Source organism: Ruegeria sp. ANG-R (assembly GCF_000813985.1).
Classification (GTDB): Bacteria; Pseudomonadota; Alphaproteobacteria; order Rhodobacterales; family Rhodobacteraceae; genus Ruegeria.
The window spans coordinates 209440-225825 of record NZ_JWLJ01000011.1; the positions used below are offsets into that span (position 1 = coordinate 209440).

15 protein-coding genes are annotated in these 16386 nt (G+C 55.2%); 5 read left to right on the plus strand and 10 right to left on the minus strand.

Translation table 11 applies throughout. From position 1 onward, the window contains the following. Positions 1 to 4: 4 nt before the first annotated feature. Both RA27_RS19355 and RA27_RS19360 read right to left on the minus strand, forming a co-directional pair. Positions 5 to 424, minus strand: a complete 420-nt coding sequence (locus tag RA27_RS19355; protein WP_039542924.1) for a nuclear transport factor 2 family protein — start codon at positions 422 to 424, stop codon at positions 5 to 7. Between the two features lie 49 nt (positions 425 to 473). Then, a complete protein-coding gene (locus tag RA27_RS19360; protein ID WP_052265397.1) occupies positions 474 to 1367 on the minus strand; it encodes an alpha/beta hydrolase in 894 nt (297 codons plus the stop codon). A gap of 109 nt (positions 1368 to 1476) precedes the next feature. On the opposite strand from RA27_RS19360, the gene RA27_RS19365 reads away from it, so the two are divergent. Next, positions 1477 to 2370: a LysR family transcriptional regulator gene (locus tag RA27_RS19365; protein WP_039542928.1), complete on the plus strand. Its 894-nt coding sequence runs from the start codon at positions 1477 to 1479 to the stop codon at positions 2368 to 2370. A gap of 62 nt (positions 2371 to 2432) precedes the next feature. Here RA27_RS19365 and RA27_RS19370 read toward each other — a convergent pair whose 3' ends face one another. Together RA27_RS19370 and RA27_RS19375 are read right to left on the minus strand one after the other, a co-directional pair. Beyond that, on the minus strand, positions 2433 to 2840 hold the full coding sequence (locus tag RA27_RS19370; RefSeq protein WP_039542929.1) for a DUF2000 family protein: 408 nt from the start codon (positions 2838 to 2840) through the stop codon (positions 2433 to 2435). Positions 2841 to 2854: 14 nt separating this feature from the next. Next, the gene (locus RA27_RS19375) at positions 2855 to 3442 is read right to left on the minus strand and encodes a LysE family translocator (protein WP_082025203.1); all 588 of its coding nucleotides are present in this window, start codon (positions 3440 to 3442) and stop codon (positions 2855 to 2857) included. Positions 3443 to 3573: 131 nt separating this feature from the next. On the opposite strand from RA27_RS19375, the gene RA27_RS19380 reads away from it, so the two are divergent. From RA27_RS19380 to RA27_RS19395, 4 genes are all read left to right on the plus strand, one after another. Then, on the plus strand, positions 3574 to 4056 hold the full coding sequence (locus tag RA27_RS19380) for an Lrp/AsnC family transcriptional regulator (protein ID WP_052265398.1): 483 nt from the start codon (positions 3574 to 3576) through the stop codon (positions 4054 to 4056). 381 nt (positions 4057 to 4437) lie between these two features. Then, positions 4438 to 4779: a Rid family hydrolase gene (locus tag RA27_RS19385; protein WP_039542934.1), complete on the plus strand. Its 342-nt coding sequence runs from the start codon at positions 4438 to 4440 to the stop codon at positions 4777 to 4779. A gap of 407 nt (positions 4780 to 5186) precedes the next feature. Further along, the gene (locus RA27_RS19390; RefSeq protein WP_039542936.1) at positions 5187 to 8333 is read left to right on the plus strand and encodes an adenylate/guanylate cyclase domain-containing protein; all 3147 of its coding nucleotides are present in this window, start codon (positions 5187 to 5189) and stop codon (positions 8331 to 8333) included. 38 nt (positions 8334 to 8371) lie between these two features. After that, positions 8372 to 9430, plus strand: coding sequence for a hypothetical protein (locus tag RA27_RS19395; RefSeq protein ID WP_152610750.1), 1059 nt, complete (start codon positions 8372 to 8374; stop codon positions 9428 to 9430). 580 nt (positions 9431 to 10010) lie between these two features. Here RA27_RS19395 and iolG read toward each other — a convergent pair. Genes iolG through iolD form a run of 6 tightly spaced genes read right to left on the minus strand, consistent with a single transcriptional unit; the run spans position 10011 to position 16380 of the window. Continuing rightward, positions 10011 to 11000: an inositol 2-dehydrogenase gene (gene iolG / locus RA27_RS19400; RefSeq protein WP_039542939.1), complete on the minus strand. Its 990-nt coding sequence runs from the start codon at positions 10998 to 11000 to the stop codon at positions 10011 to 10013. A gap of 1 nt (position 11001) precedes the next feature. Then, positions 11002 to 11832 (minus strand): class II fructose-bisphosphate aldolase, encoded by an 831-nt coding sequence (locus RA27_RS19405; RefSeq protein WP_039542941.1) that lies wholly within the window; start codon positions 11830 to 11832, stop codon positions 11002 to 11004. Beyond that, positions 11829 to 12686 (minus strand): 5-deoxy-glucuronate isomerase, encoded by an 858-nt coding sequence (locus tag RA27_RS19410; RefSeq protein WP_039542944.1) that lies wholly within the window; start codon positions 12684 to 12686, stop codon positions 11829 to 11831. The genes RA27_RS19405 and RA27_RS19410 overlap by 4 nt, the downstream gene beginning before the upstream one ends. 12 nt (positions 12687 to 12698) lie before the next feature. Beyond that, the gene (gene iolC, locus RA27_RS19415; protein ID WP_039542946.1) at positions 12699 to 13676 is read right to left on the minus strand and encodes a 5-dehydro-2-deoxygluconokinase; all 978 of its coding nucleotides are present in this window, start codon (positions 13674 to 13676) and stop codon (positions 12699 to 12701) included. Further along, entirely contained in the window at positions 13673 to 14512 is an 840-nt protein-coding gene (locus tag RA27_RS19420; RefSeq protein WP_039542948.1) for a phytanoyl-CoA dioxygenase family protein, read from the minus strand. The genes iolC and RA27_RS19420 overlap by 4 nt, the downstream gene beginning before the upstream one ends. Then, the gene (iolD, locus tag RA27_RS19425; protein WP_039542950.1) at positions 14512 to 16380 is read right to left on the minus strand and encodes a 3D-(3,5/4)-trihydroxycyclohexane-1,2-dione acylhydrolase (decyclizing); all 1869 of its coding nucleotides are present in this window, start codon (positions 16378 to 16380) and stop codon (positions 14512 to 14514) included. Before iolD ends, RA27_RS19420 begins: the two co-directional genes overlap by 1 nt. Between the last annotated feature and the right edge of the window lie 6 nt (positions 16381 to 16386).

Genomic DNA, 16386 nt, shown 5'->3' on the forward strand with positions numbered 1-16386 from the left:
TTCCTCACGCTTTAGCCGCCAACTGATCCAATAGGCCAAAGCCCTTGGCTGCCGTCACGGGGTTAAAGATTTCGACATATTCGATGATCTCGCCCGCGTCGTTGAACTTGAAGGTCGCGTAGTAGTCGTTCTCATACCAGCCTGCGTCTTCCTTCAGTTTGATCTTGCCAGTGAAGCGAACGAAGACCCCATTGCCTTCCATGTCGAGCATTTCATGGATCGGGAACGTCATCCCGTCGAAGTTCGGGAAGGTCGGTGCCCAATAGGCTTCAATGGCCTCTCGGCCTTCCGCGCCAGTTGGGAAAACACCGCAGTTGTAGGGATTGATGTGTTTGCCGCCCTCGGCAAACAGAGCGGCAATGGCTTTGGCATCCTCCGTTTCCAGTGCTGCGAAGAACGCATGGACTTTGTCTTTGTTTGTCATGAAGGTATCCTCAGGCAAGGGATCGAGGGCGATGCCCCGGCCTGCTAGTTTATGATTGGAAGAAGTCCGCGACCGCATCGGCTGAGGCTTTCACAGCATCTGCCCGGTCGTAGAAGTCGAACTGTGTTACATCATCGCCCAGCCAGACCTTTTCCAGGGGCGCTTTGGTCCGCGCCTCATAGGCTGCAGCGCCAGCGGGCAAGGCAATTGACGCCGAGCCAACCATCATCATCGGTTTGGACAAGCGATCTGCAGAGGCTTGGCTGTCATAGGTCAACCATGGCTTCCAGGTTGCCACCGCAAACTTGTTGTCATAGGCGGCAATGAGACCCCGGTTTTCTTCGGTATAATACGGCGCGTTGAACATCGGCGCAGTGTTGTCGGTCGTGCTGGCGGCTGTCAGAACTGCGCCATCGTCGGATTCGCTGGCCGCGATCAGACCCTTTGCCGCTTCAGGACCACCGTAGATACCTTCGGCCATTTCCGGATCATGGAGCCACGGGGCTACCAAAGCCAGCTTGTTCAGGCGATCATCATCGGCCACCGCTTCGGCCATATAGCCAGAGGAAGCACAGACGCCGAGGCCAGAAAGGTCAGCAATATCATCCCGACCGGCCATATAGTCCGTCGCTGCTTTGATGTCGGCGGTCTTCACCGCCGGGTCTTCAACGTAGCGAGTTTCACCACCGCTCTCGCCCCAACCGGTGAAGTCAAAGGCCAAAGCTGCCATGCCGCGCGATGCAAGCTCACGAGCATAAGTGCCCGGCATCTGTTCCTTCACGGTGGTCCAGGCGCCTGTGACGATTGCTCCGGGCAGTGCACCAGTTGCGCCTTCGGGCTTGAAAAGCGTGCCTTTGAGTGTGACGCCGTTGCTTTCAAAGCTAACGGCTTCGGACGTAACGCCTGCTTTTGTCGGTGTGTTCTGCAAGTTGATAAGGGTCATTTTGGACACTCCCATTTGCCAAGAATTGATGTTGAAGAAAGAGATAATTGATTCACATTGAGATGATAATATTGTCACTTTGCACAACTAACATGTATTAAATCGAATAATGCGCTTACCTCTTTCAACCCTTGAAATCTTCGATGCCATCGCCCGTGAGGGCTCTTTCAAAGGTGCGGCAAACAGGCTTGGACTTCAGCCATCCACCGTGAGCCATCAGCTAAAGACGCTGGAGGCCCAACTTGGGACTGCGTTGATCATACGAACCACGCGGTCCCTGAGCCTGACCGAAGCCGGGCGGGCTTTGCTGCGCGGTGCCGGGCCAGCTTTTGACCAACTCGCCGACGCCGTAGAAAGCGCCAAGGCAACCGGTCACGAGGCTCGTGGCAAATTGCGGTTGGCGATACCTGAATTTGCCTACAAGCTTCTTGTCGGCCCGGCAGTGAAATCCTTCCGTACAGCTTACCCCGAGATCGAGTTGGAGTTTTCCTTCACTGATGCGTTCTCGGACATACTGGGCGAGGAACTCCATGCCGGATTCCGTCTTGGCGACCGCATCACCCAAGACATGGTGGCAATTCGTCTGACTCAACCTTTGAAACTCGGTGTCTTCGCCAGCCCTGCCTATTTGGAACACTATGGCACACCCGGACATCCGGGCGATCTCTTGAACCACGAGTGTATCCGCTATCGGTTTCAAACATCAGGCAACCTCGCCCCATGGACCTTTGTGAACGACGGAACAGACTACGATGTAGAGGTGGGTGGACATCTGACGGTGAACACCCTGCCTGCAATGGTTGATTTGGCGCAGCAGGGCCAAGGTATGATCTGGACTTTCAAGAATTATTGCAGAGAGGAAATCGAAGCCGGTCGGCTTACATCTTTACTTGAAGCACATCTTGGCGAAACACCTGGGCTCTATATCTACTTTCCACGCGAGTATCGAACGATGATTCCGCTTAGATTGTTCATTGAACATCTTTCGAAAGTTCGTGAATAGCAGCTAAGCAGTGATTGGCCGCTAAGCCGACCGGGAATTATCGCAAACGCGATCAGAACAAGTCATCCATGCATCTTCGCTCCCTTGGTGATCTTGTCTACGATCTTCTTGTCAGCGCGCAGTGCGATGCCAACAGTATTGGCCTCGTCGGGTCCATGTTCCGCAAAAACCGACCGATTGGCGTCGTCGTGCCCTGTGGCAAACATTTCCTCAATGTATGCCACAGTTTCGACACCTCTGCCGCGAGCCCTATTCCGGATGTTCGTCAGCACATTGGCTGCGCCTGACAAAACGATCACAGGCTGAACACTCATCGGCAGATGCGTGTTGCCGTCACAGTCTTCGTAAGGTTTGCCGATCAGGTCAGGATTGGCCCCGGTGATACCGCTCATCAGAAACGCGGTGACGTTCAATTTTTGCCATGTGGCCAGGTCTTCACGGACGATGATGGCGATCTTAGTATCGAACATGTTTGTGTTCCTTTTCAGATAATCGTGATCATGGATGCGGCGATGCTCAAGCCAAGGGCATAGTTGAAGACCCGTGCGGCCATTGGGTTCTGTAGTAGCTTTCGCAGAGCGGCCCCGCTGGCAAGCCATGGGAAACATCCCAGAATAGCAGCAGAAATGAACACCGCGCTGAGCGTGCCCGCCTGTAAAAAGGCAGACCCGTCTGCGGCCATGAACGCCCCGACAATCGACACCGAAACAATCCATGCCTTGGGGTTCAGCCATTGAAGCAGGAACGCAGGCACAAAGCCTAAGGCCTGTGCGTTGTCCGGTTTTGATGCGTCTGCAACAGGTGCGGTTGCAATCATCCATGCCAGCCAGAGGATCGCTCCCATCCCGACGATGCGTAGCGCAGACAAGACCATGTCGTGCTCCAGAATGGTCGTGCCAAGACCGAACCCAACGATGAACAGAACGAGGCCAGTGCCCACTGCCGTTCCCAGAAGGGCCGGCACGCCGCGCAGAATACCCATCCGTGCGCCAACCGTCGTAAGTAAAACATGCGATGGCCCCGGCGTGACTGACGCTATGAACGCGAAGGCGAGGAAAGTTGAGAGTTCCATCTCGCATCTCCTTTCTTATTTTGTAAAAATTTACATATTGCCGAATATAGTTCTGTGTTACGGCTTAATTGACGTTTATCATCCGACTACTGTCAGTGCCATCGAAGCGATTTCGGGAAGAAGGGGTCAAAATGGAAATCGACCGAACAGATCAACGGATTTTGGCGCTTTTGTCGAAGAATGCACGGATGACCAATAAGGAACTGTCCTATGAGGTCGGCCTGTCAGCCTCGAGCGTACATGAACGGCTGAAGCGGCTGCAGGAAAGCGACTTGATTGCGGGAACCTACACGGACATCCGTTTGGATCGGTTGGGACTATCATTAAAAGCGCTTCTTTTCATCCAGATGGCCGAACATCAGAAGACGGAACTTGATCGGTTTCTCAGAGAAATCTTGAAAATCCCAGAGGTGCGCGCGGGTCGAATGATCGGCGGGCGCTTCGACGCCATTGTCGAAGTTGTGACGCGGGATACGTCTCATCTGCATAGGCTGGTTGTAGAGCGGTTTTCCTCTCGCGAGGAGATCAGCCGCATTGAAACATCAATCGTCTTTGAAAGTGTTGAGCAGCGGGATCTGGCAGACACGCTTGAATTGGCCCACCAACGCTCTTGAGAAGTAGAGCACCAAGCAAAACCTTGGAGCAGCCGCAGCGAACTAGCGCTTCGTCTAGGATTTTTTTGATGCGAGCCAAGTGTTTAGGTTGGGCTTGGCGAGACCGTACTTGAAGTCATTGCCGGAACCACACTCAAAGTGTTTTCGAATTATACAACGCACATTGTGTATTGGCCTCGGTGAAGTTCTCGATCTGCCTGACGCGCCTACTTCATCAGCAAGAGTATCAATTTTCGATGTACAGTTTCGACGGAGGTTCCGCACGATCGCTTCTCGTCGGGGTCGAATGTTCATGAAGAACTCGTAACACAAAAGGTGTCAATTTTTGGCACCGTTTTGATCTACACCGGTTGAAGCATCGCAACTAAAGGAAAAGGCAACATGGAGCGGACAGCGCTAAACCCTTGGGAAGGATCGATTAAGCTAGGCTACAATCAAGCCGAAGCGATTGAGGACGCAACGCGTGCGGTCATCTGCGCAGGGCAGACCGCCTTGGCCCTAGACAATCTCGAAGCCCTTCTCAAAAACACCGGCATGGATCTGAGCAATGTCATCAAACTGAGTTTATATGCCACCGACGTTGATGACGCGCTGAAGAACCTCGATCTGCTGGGGGTGCGTTTTGGCCCGCATGGAGTCGCCCCGCCGATGACCTTACTGGGTGTCACACGCCTCGCCGTCCCCGGACTGCTGTTTGAGATTGAAGCAACCGCAGCGGAATAGGATAAATGATAGCGGCCATATGGTTTCGGGCTGATTGTACATTGAGCCCTGACCTTAGTGCGACCTCGACGGCTTGCTGTGGTGCTGACGTAAAACGCAAAGCACTTCAGCCTTCAATTCAAAACCGCTCGTTGTACGTTGCCAACACTGCCTTATCAAATCAACCTTAACCGCCCCAAGGGACCAAGCGTTAGAAAATTGATCTGGTGGACGCAATTTCCTTATCAGGATAGGATAAGCGGAGTGGGGCGTGCTATTATATTGATCAATTCGTTACGTGTGCTGTCTGATCAAACCGATTTCCAAACGGCCGTATGGTAGATTTCGGCGAAAAACTAATCGTTCTGCCAGACGCCAGTTGAATAGAAAATAATATTCTTTGAGACAATTTCGACCGGGGAAACAAGATGGCGGGCATCAGGACATGGTTAGAAAGTATCTCGCTCGAGAAATACTATGATGCCTTCGCCGCCAACTCGATTGATCTGGACCTTGTTGCCACACTCACCGAAAACGATCTGATCGAGCTTGGCCTCAATCTGGGTGACCGAAAACGCATGATGCTTGCGATCGAAGATTTGCACACGCATCAATACGCCAATTCAGGTGGTGAGTTCGATCGAACGGCAAAGCCCGATATCCTTCGTGCGATAAGACCCGGCACCTCGGATCACATTCCCGAGCGTCGCTACCTGACACTTGTCTTCATCGATCTGGTCGGCTCCACATGGCTCTCAAGCCAACTTGATCTGGAAGAATACCGTGCGGTTCTCCACGACTATCAGGCCTTGTGTTTTGAGATTATTCGCGGACATCAGGGGCACATCGCCCAGTTTATCGGAGACGGTGTCGTCGCTTATTTCGGATATCCGACGGTCGAGGAAAACGACGCTGAACGGGCAGTTGCCGCAGGATTGGAAATTTGTGGCTCGATCGAAAAGATCAAACATGGGGACGGGCAGACCATCGGGGTTCGCGTCGGTGTTTCTTCCGGTGAAGCCGTGGTGGACGGTCACTCCACTTTGGGTGGATTGGTATTTGGCGAAGTTCCGAATTTGGCTGCCCGCGTTCAGGAGTTGGCCGATCCGGGAACCGTTGCTATCAGCGAACACACCAAACTGCTTATCGGCAAGAACTTCGTCTGCGAGTGGAAGGGAAAACAAGAGCTTAAGGGGTTCGAGAAGCCTGTTGGCATTTGGCAGGTGCTAAGTTCGGAAGTGCCGGAACTGCGTTTTCGAGCCCGTCAGAGAACTGCCGATGCACCATTTGTCAACCGAGTTGACGAAATAGAGACCATCATGAAGCACTGGCGCGCAGCGCGACGCGGTAACGGCCAAGCCGTAATGCTGTGTGGCGAGGCAGGGATCGGAAAATCGCGCCTTGTAGAAGCCGCGACACGTGGTTTTGGCACCCGTCAGTGCCTGCAACTTAGCTTTCAGTGTTCGCCCAACCATGAACGCAGTGCGCACTTTCCCGTTGTAAGCTGTATTAGCCATATGGCTGATTTCCGCAGGTCTGATAGCGTTGACCAGAAACTCAAAAAACTGAGGCAGTTATTCGCGGAGTGGTCAGAAGTTTCCGAAAAAAATCTGCCTCTCTTTGCGAATGCTATGTCGCTGCCAATAGCCGGCGACGACGAGTTGCCCAGGCTGCCATCTGATCGTCTGAAGACGCAATTTCAGGATGCGATGGTGCAAACCGTGGTGGAACTCTCCCGGCGTCGCCCGGTGCTGTTGTTGTTTGAAGACCTGCACTGGATCGACCCGTCAACTGAAGAAATCGTCGAGTTGCTCATCGAGCGCCTCAGATCAAGGCCCGTTTTGATCGTCTGCACGTTTCGCCCGACCTATCGCCCACCCTGGACCGACAAGAGCGGCGTGGTTTCTTTGCAGATTTCACGGCTCGACCGGGATCATGTGCATCAAATGCTCGATGAGTTGTTGCAGTCTGAGCAAGTCACGCAGGAAATGAAAGATCAGATTGCCACCAGAACTGATGGTGTACCCCTGTTTGCCGAAGAAATGGCGCGGATGGTCGATAACCGATTTGCCGAACCAGGCGACCCGTCGACCCACCAGAACAAATTGGCTTTGCCATCCACGCTCAAGGAACTGTTCTGGGCAATGATCGACAAGTTGGACTCAGCGCGCGAGATTGTCCCGATCTGCGCCGCTATTGGACGTAACATCCTGCCGGCGATGGTTAGTACAGTCAGCAATCATTCGATAGAAGCGACCCTGAGTATGCTGGACGAGTTGGTTGAGGCACATATACTCGTGCGGCGCGGCGTTCGCTCCGAAGGCACATATTCGTTTCGTCACGCGCTGATACGGGAAGCGGCTTATGATCTGATGCTGCCCAGCCGCGCACGGGCTGTGCACAGCCGCATCGCGGATGTCATGGCAACGTCTTTCAGTGATTTGGTCGGACAGAACCCCGAGTTGCTGGCGCAGCATTATGGCCGTGCGGACTTGCCGCGACAGGCTCGGGATGCCTGGAGACAGGCGGCCGTCGTTTCAAATGATCGTTTTGCTAACGAAGAGACGATACACCACCTCAACAAAGCCCTGTCCGAGAACGCAAAGATCGAGCCCAACCCGGACGGCGACCAACAAGAAATCGCCTTGCGCAAGATGCTGAATGTTGCCCTCAGTACCCGGGCCTTTGGATCGAAAGAAGTTCTTGAGAATTTAGATCGCTTTCGCCATCTGCTTGACCGGTCCGCGGCCAGTTCTGAAGACGCGTTTCTGGCGGTGCATGTTCAGTTTGGCGCACAGCTCACACTGGGCGATCCTCTCGGCGCACGAGTCCTCTGTGACTATCTGGACGAAGTTGCCCAGCGGGCTGAAAGCTCTACGATGGCAGCGCTTGCAGCGCACAACACCGGGATGAGCAATTTCATGCTGGGTAATCTGGATACAGCAATTGCTGCATTTGATCGCGCGATCGCCCTGCGAGAGCAAGCTGGGTCGGATGATTTATTCAATTATCATGAGGCCGACATACATTTCGTCGATCTTGCAATGCGGTGCTGGGCCAAAGCACTGAAAGTCGGAGAAAGTGATGAGCTTCGAGATGAAATAGCAAAGCTGTCCGCTTTGATTGGAAACGAATCTCATGATTTCACAAGGTGTTATGGTCTCAACATTCTGGCCACCGCCTATCAGGTACTTGACGATACAGAAGCCCTTTTGGAGTTGGTCAACTGCGCCATTGAGATCAGTCAGGAACGGGAATTTCACTATTGGGCCGCGTGGGGCCGAATATTGAGAGGTTGGGCGCAAGCGTCGGATGGTCACCACGCAGACGGGATTGATGAGATCAGCGCAGGCATTGAAGACTACCTTCAGACCGGATCAACCCAGATAGTGCTTTATGCCCAGACGTTACTCGCGGACGCACATTTTTTGGCGGGCGAAATATCTGAAGGTCTGAAGGTCATCGAGCACGTCAGATCGGGTGAAAAGTCATGGAGCGTCCGATATCAGCGTCGCTTCACAGATCATGTTGAAACAAAACTGCTTGGTGCTCGGCCTGAAGACACTTTGAAGTGAACAGGGAGCTCTGACAACGCGGGGTTTTCAGAGCCAATGTGTCAAAATTAGCTCTCGGGCAAGGCAAGCTGATGCCACAGCGGTTAACGAGAGGCGGCCTGATATTTGCAAAAATAGAAAATTTATACAATAATACCCCATATTGTTTCCAATATAGCATCAAGTTCTTGGGGGAAGTTATGTTTAGAAAGAGTGCTTTAGGCGTTTCGATTATTAGTGCGGCCTTGTCGCTTGCATTCCAAAAGCCACTTCTGGCGCAGGAAATTTGGTCCGAAGACGGAACCGTGGTGTTCGAAGACGGAGTCCCGCGCTTCTCTGGCGGCACCGAACTGTTTACATTTCAGTATCACCCAATTGTCGACGAGAGCGATCCCGAGAACCTGCTATTCTCTACGCCACCTGAAATAGTGCCATTGAATCCCGTTGAAATTTTCAAGGAATACGAAGGCGCTCGTGTTCTGGAGGCGCCTGGGATGTCTGAATTGATAAGCCAGTCCTTGGAAGGTGGGTTTGCGGCTTCGTTCTCTGACATGGTTTTAACAGAGCTAGCAGTCCTGCAGAAGAACTGCGTCGTCGACGGCGCTCCGATAGGTAACGCAACTATCATTCCCGTCTACAGTGATATACGTCTTCACACCAACCCGGTTAGAACCAATGCAGTGCTGAATGTATATTCGCATAAGAAGCTGGAATGTGATGAAGGCGGTGTAGTCGTTTCCATCCCGCTGAAAAGGAGATGGGTTATTGCGATTGAATCTGGTTTGGAACAGGGAGAAATCGACAAGACAATAGGTGGGGTCAAGATGACCTACAAGATGTTTGCGAAGGGTAAATCGGTCAGATTGTTGGCCTACTATTCCAACCTCACCCTGACAGGAGAGAGATGGCAAAGTGATATGCAACTGATCTCTGGATTCGATGAGTTTGGAAATGTCGATCCAAGGAACAAATACTATAATCCGAACGCAAACAGTTGCCTTGATATCGATTTCAAAAACAAACCAGCGAATGATGTCGATATCGTATCTATAGCTCCAGGCGATATGAGGTTCTGCGCGCGTGGATGTATTCCTGGAGATGTCAGCGCCACCAAGTAATTTGCCGCGCTGCAGCGAACTAGTCGTAGGATGCACTGATCTCTGCAGCGTGGTATGCTCATTGGTTCGGAACACGGAACGGTTGCGTAGTTTAAGAAGGCCGGGATCTCGCGGGCTGGTCAAAAAATCTAAGGTCGTGGTGTCGTCTGCCAAAGGTTCCCCAGAGCGAGTCCGACCGGCAGAAACCTTGCCGCTGAGTGCAGTAAACTCGAGAATTCGATTATCATACGCTGGGGTTCTTTATGAACTCAGAGAGCTTCTTTGATACTGGTATCAAGGACGGTTCGGTTGCGTTGACCATCTTTCTGGTGTTCCCAAAGTTTATTGTTTGAGCGCGCGGCGCGCGTGTAATTAAAGGCACAAGTCCTTGCAGGCTTCGTGTCGGGCCCTCGCATCATTCCAATGTCAAAAACAAATGGTCGGCTTGGAAAACGAGTGACAACCATAAAAAATTAATCTTCCAGACACATTCCAGACATCTCATGCAGATACCAAACAACTACGGCGCGCCTAGAAGACGTCTGACGATTTCCTGAGGGGGTACGAGTTTGGCGCGTCGTACCTTTCTGCCGGGCGGCTCTCAATCTACCGTGAGCGCTTTGCCCTGGGTAAGAGAATCCGCAGCCGCATCAGCTAAAACCTGTGCCCGCAAACCGTCGACGATGCCGGGGTACAGAGGTTTGGATTCCGCGACTGCGGCGACGAAATGCGCCATCTCAGCGCGGTAGGCGGCCTCATAGCGCTCCAGAAAGAAGTGCTGTGCCGGGGCTTTGCGGAACCCGGCAGGCGTGGCGAGCTCGACCGTGTTTTCCAGCATGTTCTCGGCACGCAACATACCTGTTTCTCCATGCACCTCGATACGCTGGTCATAACCATAGCTGGCGCGGCGAGAGTTCGATATCTGGCAGATTTTGCCGCTGGCTGTGGTCAGCGTAACCGCAGCGGTATCGACGTCCCCTGCCTTGCCGATCTCGGGATCGACCAGCGATGAGCCAACCGCGTAGACGCTGACCGGCTCCTCGCCCAGTAAAAAGCGGGCCATGTCCAGATCGTGGATCATCATATCGCGGAACAACCCGCCCGAGCTTTCGATATAGCTGATCGGTGGCGGGGAGGGATCGCGCGACAGGATCGTGACAATCTCGACGTTTCCGATCTCTCCATTGACGATGCGGGACCGGATGTTGGCGAAGTTTGGGTCAAAGCGCCGGTTGAAGGCGGTCATGAAAGGCACGCCCGTGGCTTCGACTAATTTGATGCAGTCGCGGATGCGGTCGGCGGACATGTCGACCGGTTTCTCGCAGAAGATCGCTTTGCCTGCGTTGGCCGCTTTGTGGATCAGGTCGTAGTGGGTGTCGGTCGGTGTGCCGATGACAACAGCATCGACATCCGCACTTTCGATCAGGTCGTCCGCCGACAGGACCTGCGCGCCGGTTTTGTCGGCCAGCATCTGAGCCGGTTCTGCAAACGCGTCTGCCACCGCGCTGACCCGTGCGCCATCAATCTGCCCGATCGAACGCGCATGGACCTGCCCGATCCGCCCGCATCCAAGTAGCCCGATATTCAGCATGTCATGCCCCTTTGAATGCTTTCAGTACCCGGCGCGTCGCCTCGACAACCGGTTCGTGTGTCTCTTTCAGTATTTGAACGCGGTCGAACCTGTCCGGGTCTGCATTCACAGCCGCGCGCAAGGCGGTCCCAAAAGCCATCCGCAGCTCGGTCCCGATGTTGAATTTGCAGATTTTCGACCCGCGTGCCAGCGCAGAGCGCTGTGCAACCGGCACACCGGAACCGCCATGGATCACCAGCGGCACCTCGGTTACGGTTTCAATGGCTCGGATACGGGCCTCGTCCAGACCGCCTTCCTTGTTCTGCTGCAGATGGACGTTGCCGACCGAGATCGCCATCGCGTCGACGCCGGTCTCACGGGCGAATTGTGCGGCCTCATCCGGATCGGTGCCGTCCGAGCCCTCGCCACCGGAATAGCCTACAAAGCCGATTTCTCCTTCGCAGGAAACACCGGCAGCATGGGCCATTTCGGCAATCGCGGCGGTCTCGGCGATGTTCTGCGCCAAAGGTTTGCGCGAGCCGTCGAACATGACTGAGGTGAAGCCACTGTCGATGGCGATGCGGCAGTCTTCATGGGTATAGCCATGGTCCAGATGGGCCACGACCGGCACGCTGGCCCCCTCGGCCAGATGGCGGAACATCTTGCCCAGAACCGGCAGCGGCGTGTGTTCGCGGCAGGACGGCCCGGCCTGCAGAATGATGGGCACGCCTTCGGCTTCGGCGGCGGCCACATAGGCGCGCATATCTTCCCAGCCCAGCGTGACCAAACCGGCCACGGCATGGCCGTCACGCAGCGCGGGTTGCAGCACGTCCGATAATGTCACAAGGCTCATTTGAACTTGGCCACCATGTCCATGATGCCCGGGATCGTGTGCAATTGGGCTGCATGGGTCGGTTGGAAATACTGCTTCAGCGAGCGCTGGCTCAGGCCGCCGAGGATGGTGAAATAGTACATCTCGTACCCCGGCAAAACCGCGCAAGGGTGATAGCCTTTGTCGATCATGATCGTTGAGCCATCCATGATGTGATAGGCATCGCCCGGTTTGTTATCCTCGCGCTGCAGCATTTGAATGCCCGAGCCATAGTTGGGCCGGAAGCGGAAGTTGTAGGTCTCGTCATGGCGGGTCTCGATCATCTCGCCATCGTCACCTTTGCGGTCGGTGTCATGTTTGTGGCTAGGGAATCCGGACCAGCCGCCCTGACCCACGGTGTAAAGTTCAGACACCAGCAAGCGGCCCACCTTGTCGTGGTGGTTTGCGCCAAGAATGTGCTTGATCTTGCGGTGTGTTTTGGTGTCGTCCGAGCCATACTGCACCAGATCCAACTCGGGCACGCGGACATCAAAAGGCTCAAGCACGCGGTCGAATTTCGCGCCTGCGATGAAGGTTTCGGTCTCGTCCGTCACGCAGGTGATGCGGACCTTGGCGCCAACGGGGACGTAAACGCCTTCGGGGTCGCCATCCCAGACGTCGATCGTGCGGTTGCCGAGGTTGGTATAGATCGCGCCGTCTACATCCACATCAACGGTACCAGTCGCAGGCACGATGCAGGTCTCATAGCCCGGCACGGCGTATTCGAACACTTCGCCCTTTTTCAGTTTGACGATGTTGAAATAGTTCAGCGGCACCAGATCATTGTCGGCGTCGACGATGGGTTTGTTCTGGTTGTCATGGGGCGCGATATGCATCTGCGTCTCCTTTCAGGTATCCGTGGGGCCCGGGTGTCGGGCCAGAAATTCGTCCAGTTCGGGCGTTGTCGGCATGGCCCCGGCACAACCGGGTTTCGACACGACAATGGAGGCGCAAGCCGAGCCGCGCAGCACCGCGTCACGCAAGTCATGCCCTGCGGCGATCGAGGCGAGAAGACCGGCCAAGAAGCTATCGCCTGCGCCATTGGGCTTCACGGCGGTCACCGGATAGATGCCGGTGCGGATCTCTTGCCCGTCGGTCAGGGTGATGGCCCCTTGGTGGCCCATCTTGTAGATCACCATTTTGCCTTTTGCAGCCAGTTCGCGGGCCTTGTCCAACCCCTTTTCGATGCCGCCCGCCATAAATCCGAACTCTTCGTCATTGCCGACGATCAGATCACTTTCGTTGCCTGCTCGGGTCAGAACCTCTGAGGCCACTTCGGGCGATGGCCAGCTATAGGGGCGATAATCGATGTCGAAGATTACCGGCAATCCTGCAGCGCGTGCATTTTCAAACGCGCGAAACGTAGCCGAGCGTGAAGGCTCTGCCGCAAATACTGTGCCTGCCGTGATCAGGGCAGAAAACGAGGTATAATCCACCGCATCCATGTCAGCTTCGGTCACCTGAAAATCGGCGGCACCATTGCGGTAGATGACGTTCTGGAAATCCTCGATGCAACTTTCGTAGACCGCCAAGGACGTGCGCGCCTCGCCGCCCACAGCACGGACATATCGCGTTTCAACGCCATAATCCCGCAGCCGGTTCACGCAGAACCGCCCCACAGCGTCATCCGAGACCGAGGTGACCAGCGCCGCTTGCGATCCCAGTTTCACCAACCCGGCGCAGATATTGGCGCTCGATCCGCCCAGATCTGCACGGAACTCTTTTGCATCCTCGCTTTTGGTTCCGATGGGATCGGCAAACATGTCCATTCCGGCCCGTCCGAACACCGCAAAGCGGTTGCCTTTTATGCCTTCGATCAGAGTCACGTGCGCCCCTCAGTATTGCCTGCCCGGGCGGCATCAAGCACCTCGGGGTAGGGATAGTTCAGACCCAGCAATTGCCGCATGTCGGGGCTTGCTTGATCTAGGAAATTGTGCGGCAACGCGGCGGGCATATCTTCCATCGGTTTGACCCATTTGGGCAGGTACTGGATCAGGATCGCGCTGCGGTCGTGATCCGCTTTGTTCGGCATCGCGCAATGCCATGTCACGCCATAGAACAGCGCGACATCACCGGGTTCGCCGGTCATCTGCTCGTATCTGTCATAGAACTTGTCTTCAGGCGTGGGATACCGCAGCTCTTTCTGCGACCCGGGCACATAGCCGGTCGCGCCGCTTTCCTTGGTGAACGGGTCCAGCAGAACCGAGACCTGTGCATTCATCGGAAATGACCCATTCAGACCGACGGGATGCGTTTCTGGACTGTGAAAGTCCCAATAGGGATAATCCACATGCGGCTCCTGACCCGGTCCGCCCGGCAGGATGCGGTTGGCGGCGATTGAGCCCATGATGAACTCGGTCCCCAGAAATTTACGCAGGATTTTCATCAGAACCGGATGCGCGGCCATGCGGGAAAACACGTCACCTTTCGCCAACAGGTTCCAGACCCGGCGTTGCAGGTTCAGCTTACCATCTTCTTCTGCAGCGCCTTGAAAATGGGTTACCTTCTCTGCCGCCGCCTCGGAATGCTCCATGACGATCGCACGGGCCTCGGCAATTTCCTCGGGCGTGAACAGGCCTGATATGGCAACCGCTCCGCCGCCATTCAGCAACTCATCGACGATGATGTCAGGATCGGCTGCCTCTGCTGTAAATCGTTTCATCAGATACCCTTACGCTGTTTTTCGCGGGTGGATTCCCATTCAACATGGGCATCGCGCACGCGCGCATCGGCCGAGGTATGGGGGGTTCCAACTTCCCACCATGTGTGGCCTTCGGTGGTCCAGCCCTCGTAGGCGTCCACATCCATGACGATCACATAAGTCTTGTCGCTGGCCTTGGCACGCTTGAATGCTTCGGCCAGTTCTGCCGGGTTCGCGACTTTTTCGCTGGAGGCTCCCATCGAGGCCGCGTGGGTCGTGAAATCAACGCCGAAGGCTTCGGGGATGGTTGGGCAATCTTCCAGCAGGTTGTTGAAGCTTTCGTTGCCTGTGTTGTTCTGAAGCTTGTTGATGACTGCAAAGCCGCCATTGTCCAGCACCAGAACAATCATCTTTTTATGGCTCAGGACCGAGGAATAGATGTCGGAGTTCAGCATCATGTACGAGCCGTCACCGCAGAACGTAATCGTGTCCTTGTCCGACTCACGCTCGGATTGGGCAATGCGCGCGCCCCAGGCGCCTGCGATCTCATATCCCATGCAGGAAAAGCCAAATTCGACATCGACCGTGCCAATATCCAGAGTGCGCCAGTTGGCGGTGACCTCGGCGGGCAAACCACCGGCAGCAGCGACCACGCGGTCGCGCGGGTCGCACAGCTCGTTTACAACGCCAATGGCTTGAGCGTAGGAATTCGGACGGTTTCCGTAAGAGACATTCTCGGCCACATAGGCATCCCATTTGCGCCGTTCTTCCTGTGCCAGCGAGACCCATTCGGCAGGAGCGGTATAGTCAACCGCCTGTGTCAGAGCCTGAATCGACAGCTTGGCATCCCCAACAACGGGCAAGGACATGTGCTTGCCCGCATCATGCCGCGCAGCGTTGATCGAGATGAACTGAGCGTCCTTGGCAAAGGCCGTCCATGATCCTGTCGTGAAATCCTGCAGCCGGGTTCCGATGGCAACGATCACATCGGCCTGTTCCGCAATCGCGTTGGCGCTGTCTGATCCGGTTACGCCGAGCGGGCCAATGTTCAGCGGATGGGTCGCCAGCATATTCGCGCGGCCAGCGATGGTTTCGACCACCGGAATCTGGTGCTTTTCAGCAAATTCGGTCAGCTCGGCAACGGCTTGCGAATATTGCACGCCGCCACCCGCGATGATCATCGGGCGTTTCGCGCTTGCCAACGCGGTAGCGGCATCGGCGATTTCATCCGCATCCGGAGATTGGCGGCGAATGCGATGCACTTTTTTCTCGAAGAACTTCACCGGGTAGTCATAGGTCCAACCCTGCACGTCTTGCGGCAACCCGAGGAAAGCAGGCCCGCAATCGCCCGGGTCCAGCATTGTCGCAATGGCGGCGGGCAGCGATTGAATAACTTGCGCCGGATGCGTGATGCGATCCCAATAGCGGCTGACCGGCTTGAAGGCGTCATTCACGCCAAAGGTCGGGTCATAGTAGTTCTCCATCTGCTGCAGAACCGGGTCAGGCAAGCGGGTGATGAAGGTATCCCCGCAGAGCATCAGCATTGGCAGGCGGTTGGCATGGGCCAGCCCGGCGGCAGTCAGCAGATTCGCAGTACCGGGCCCGGCGCTGGCGGTACAGAACATGAATCGCTGACGCAGCCACTGCTTAGCATATCCTGCGGCCGCGAATCCCATGCTCTGTTCATTCTGCCCACGATACAGCGGCAACTCATCCCGAACGGTATTCAGAGCCTCGCCCAGACAGGTCACGTTGCCATGGCCGAAAATCCCGAAACCTCCGCCACATAAACGATATTCCTGCCCGTCGATCTCGATGAACTGGTTCGACAGCCAGCGAATGATCGCCTGCGCCGTTGTCAGGTAAACGGTGTCATGTTGCGCGGACATGTCTGC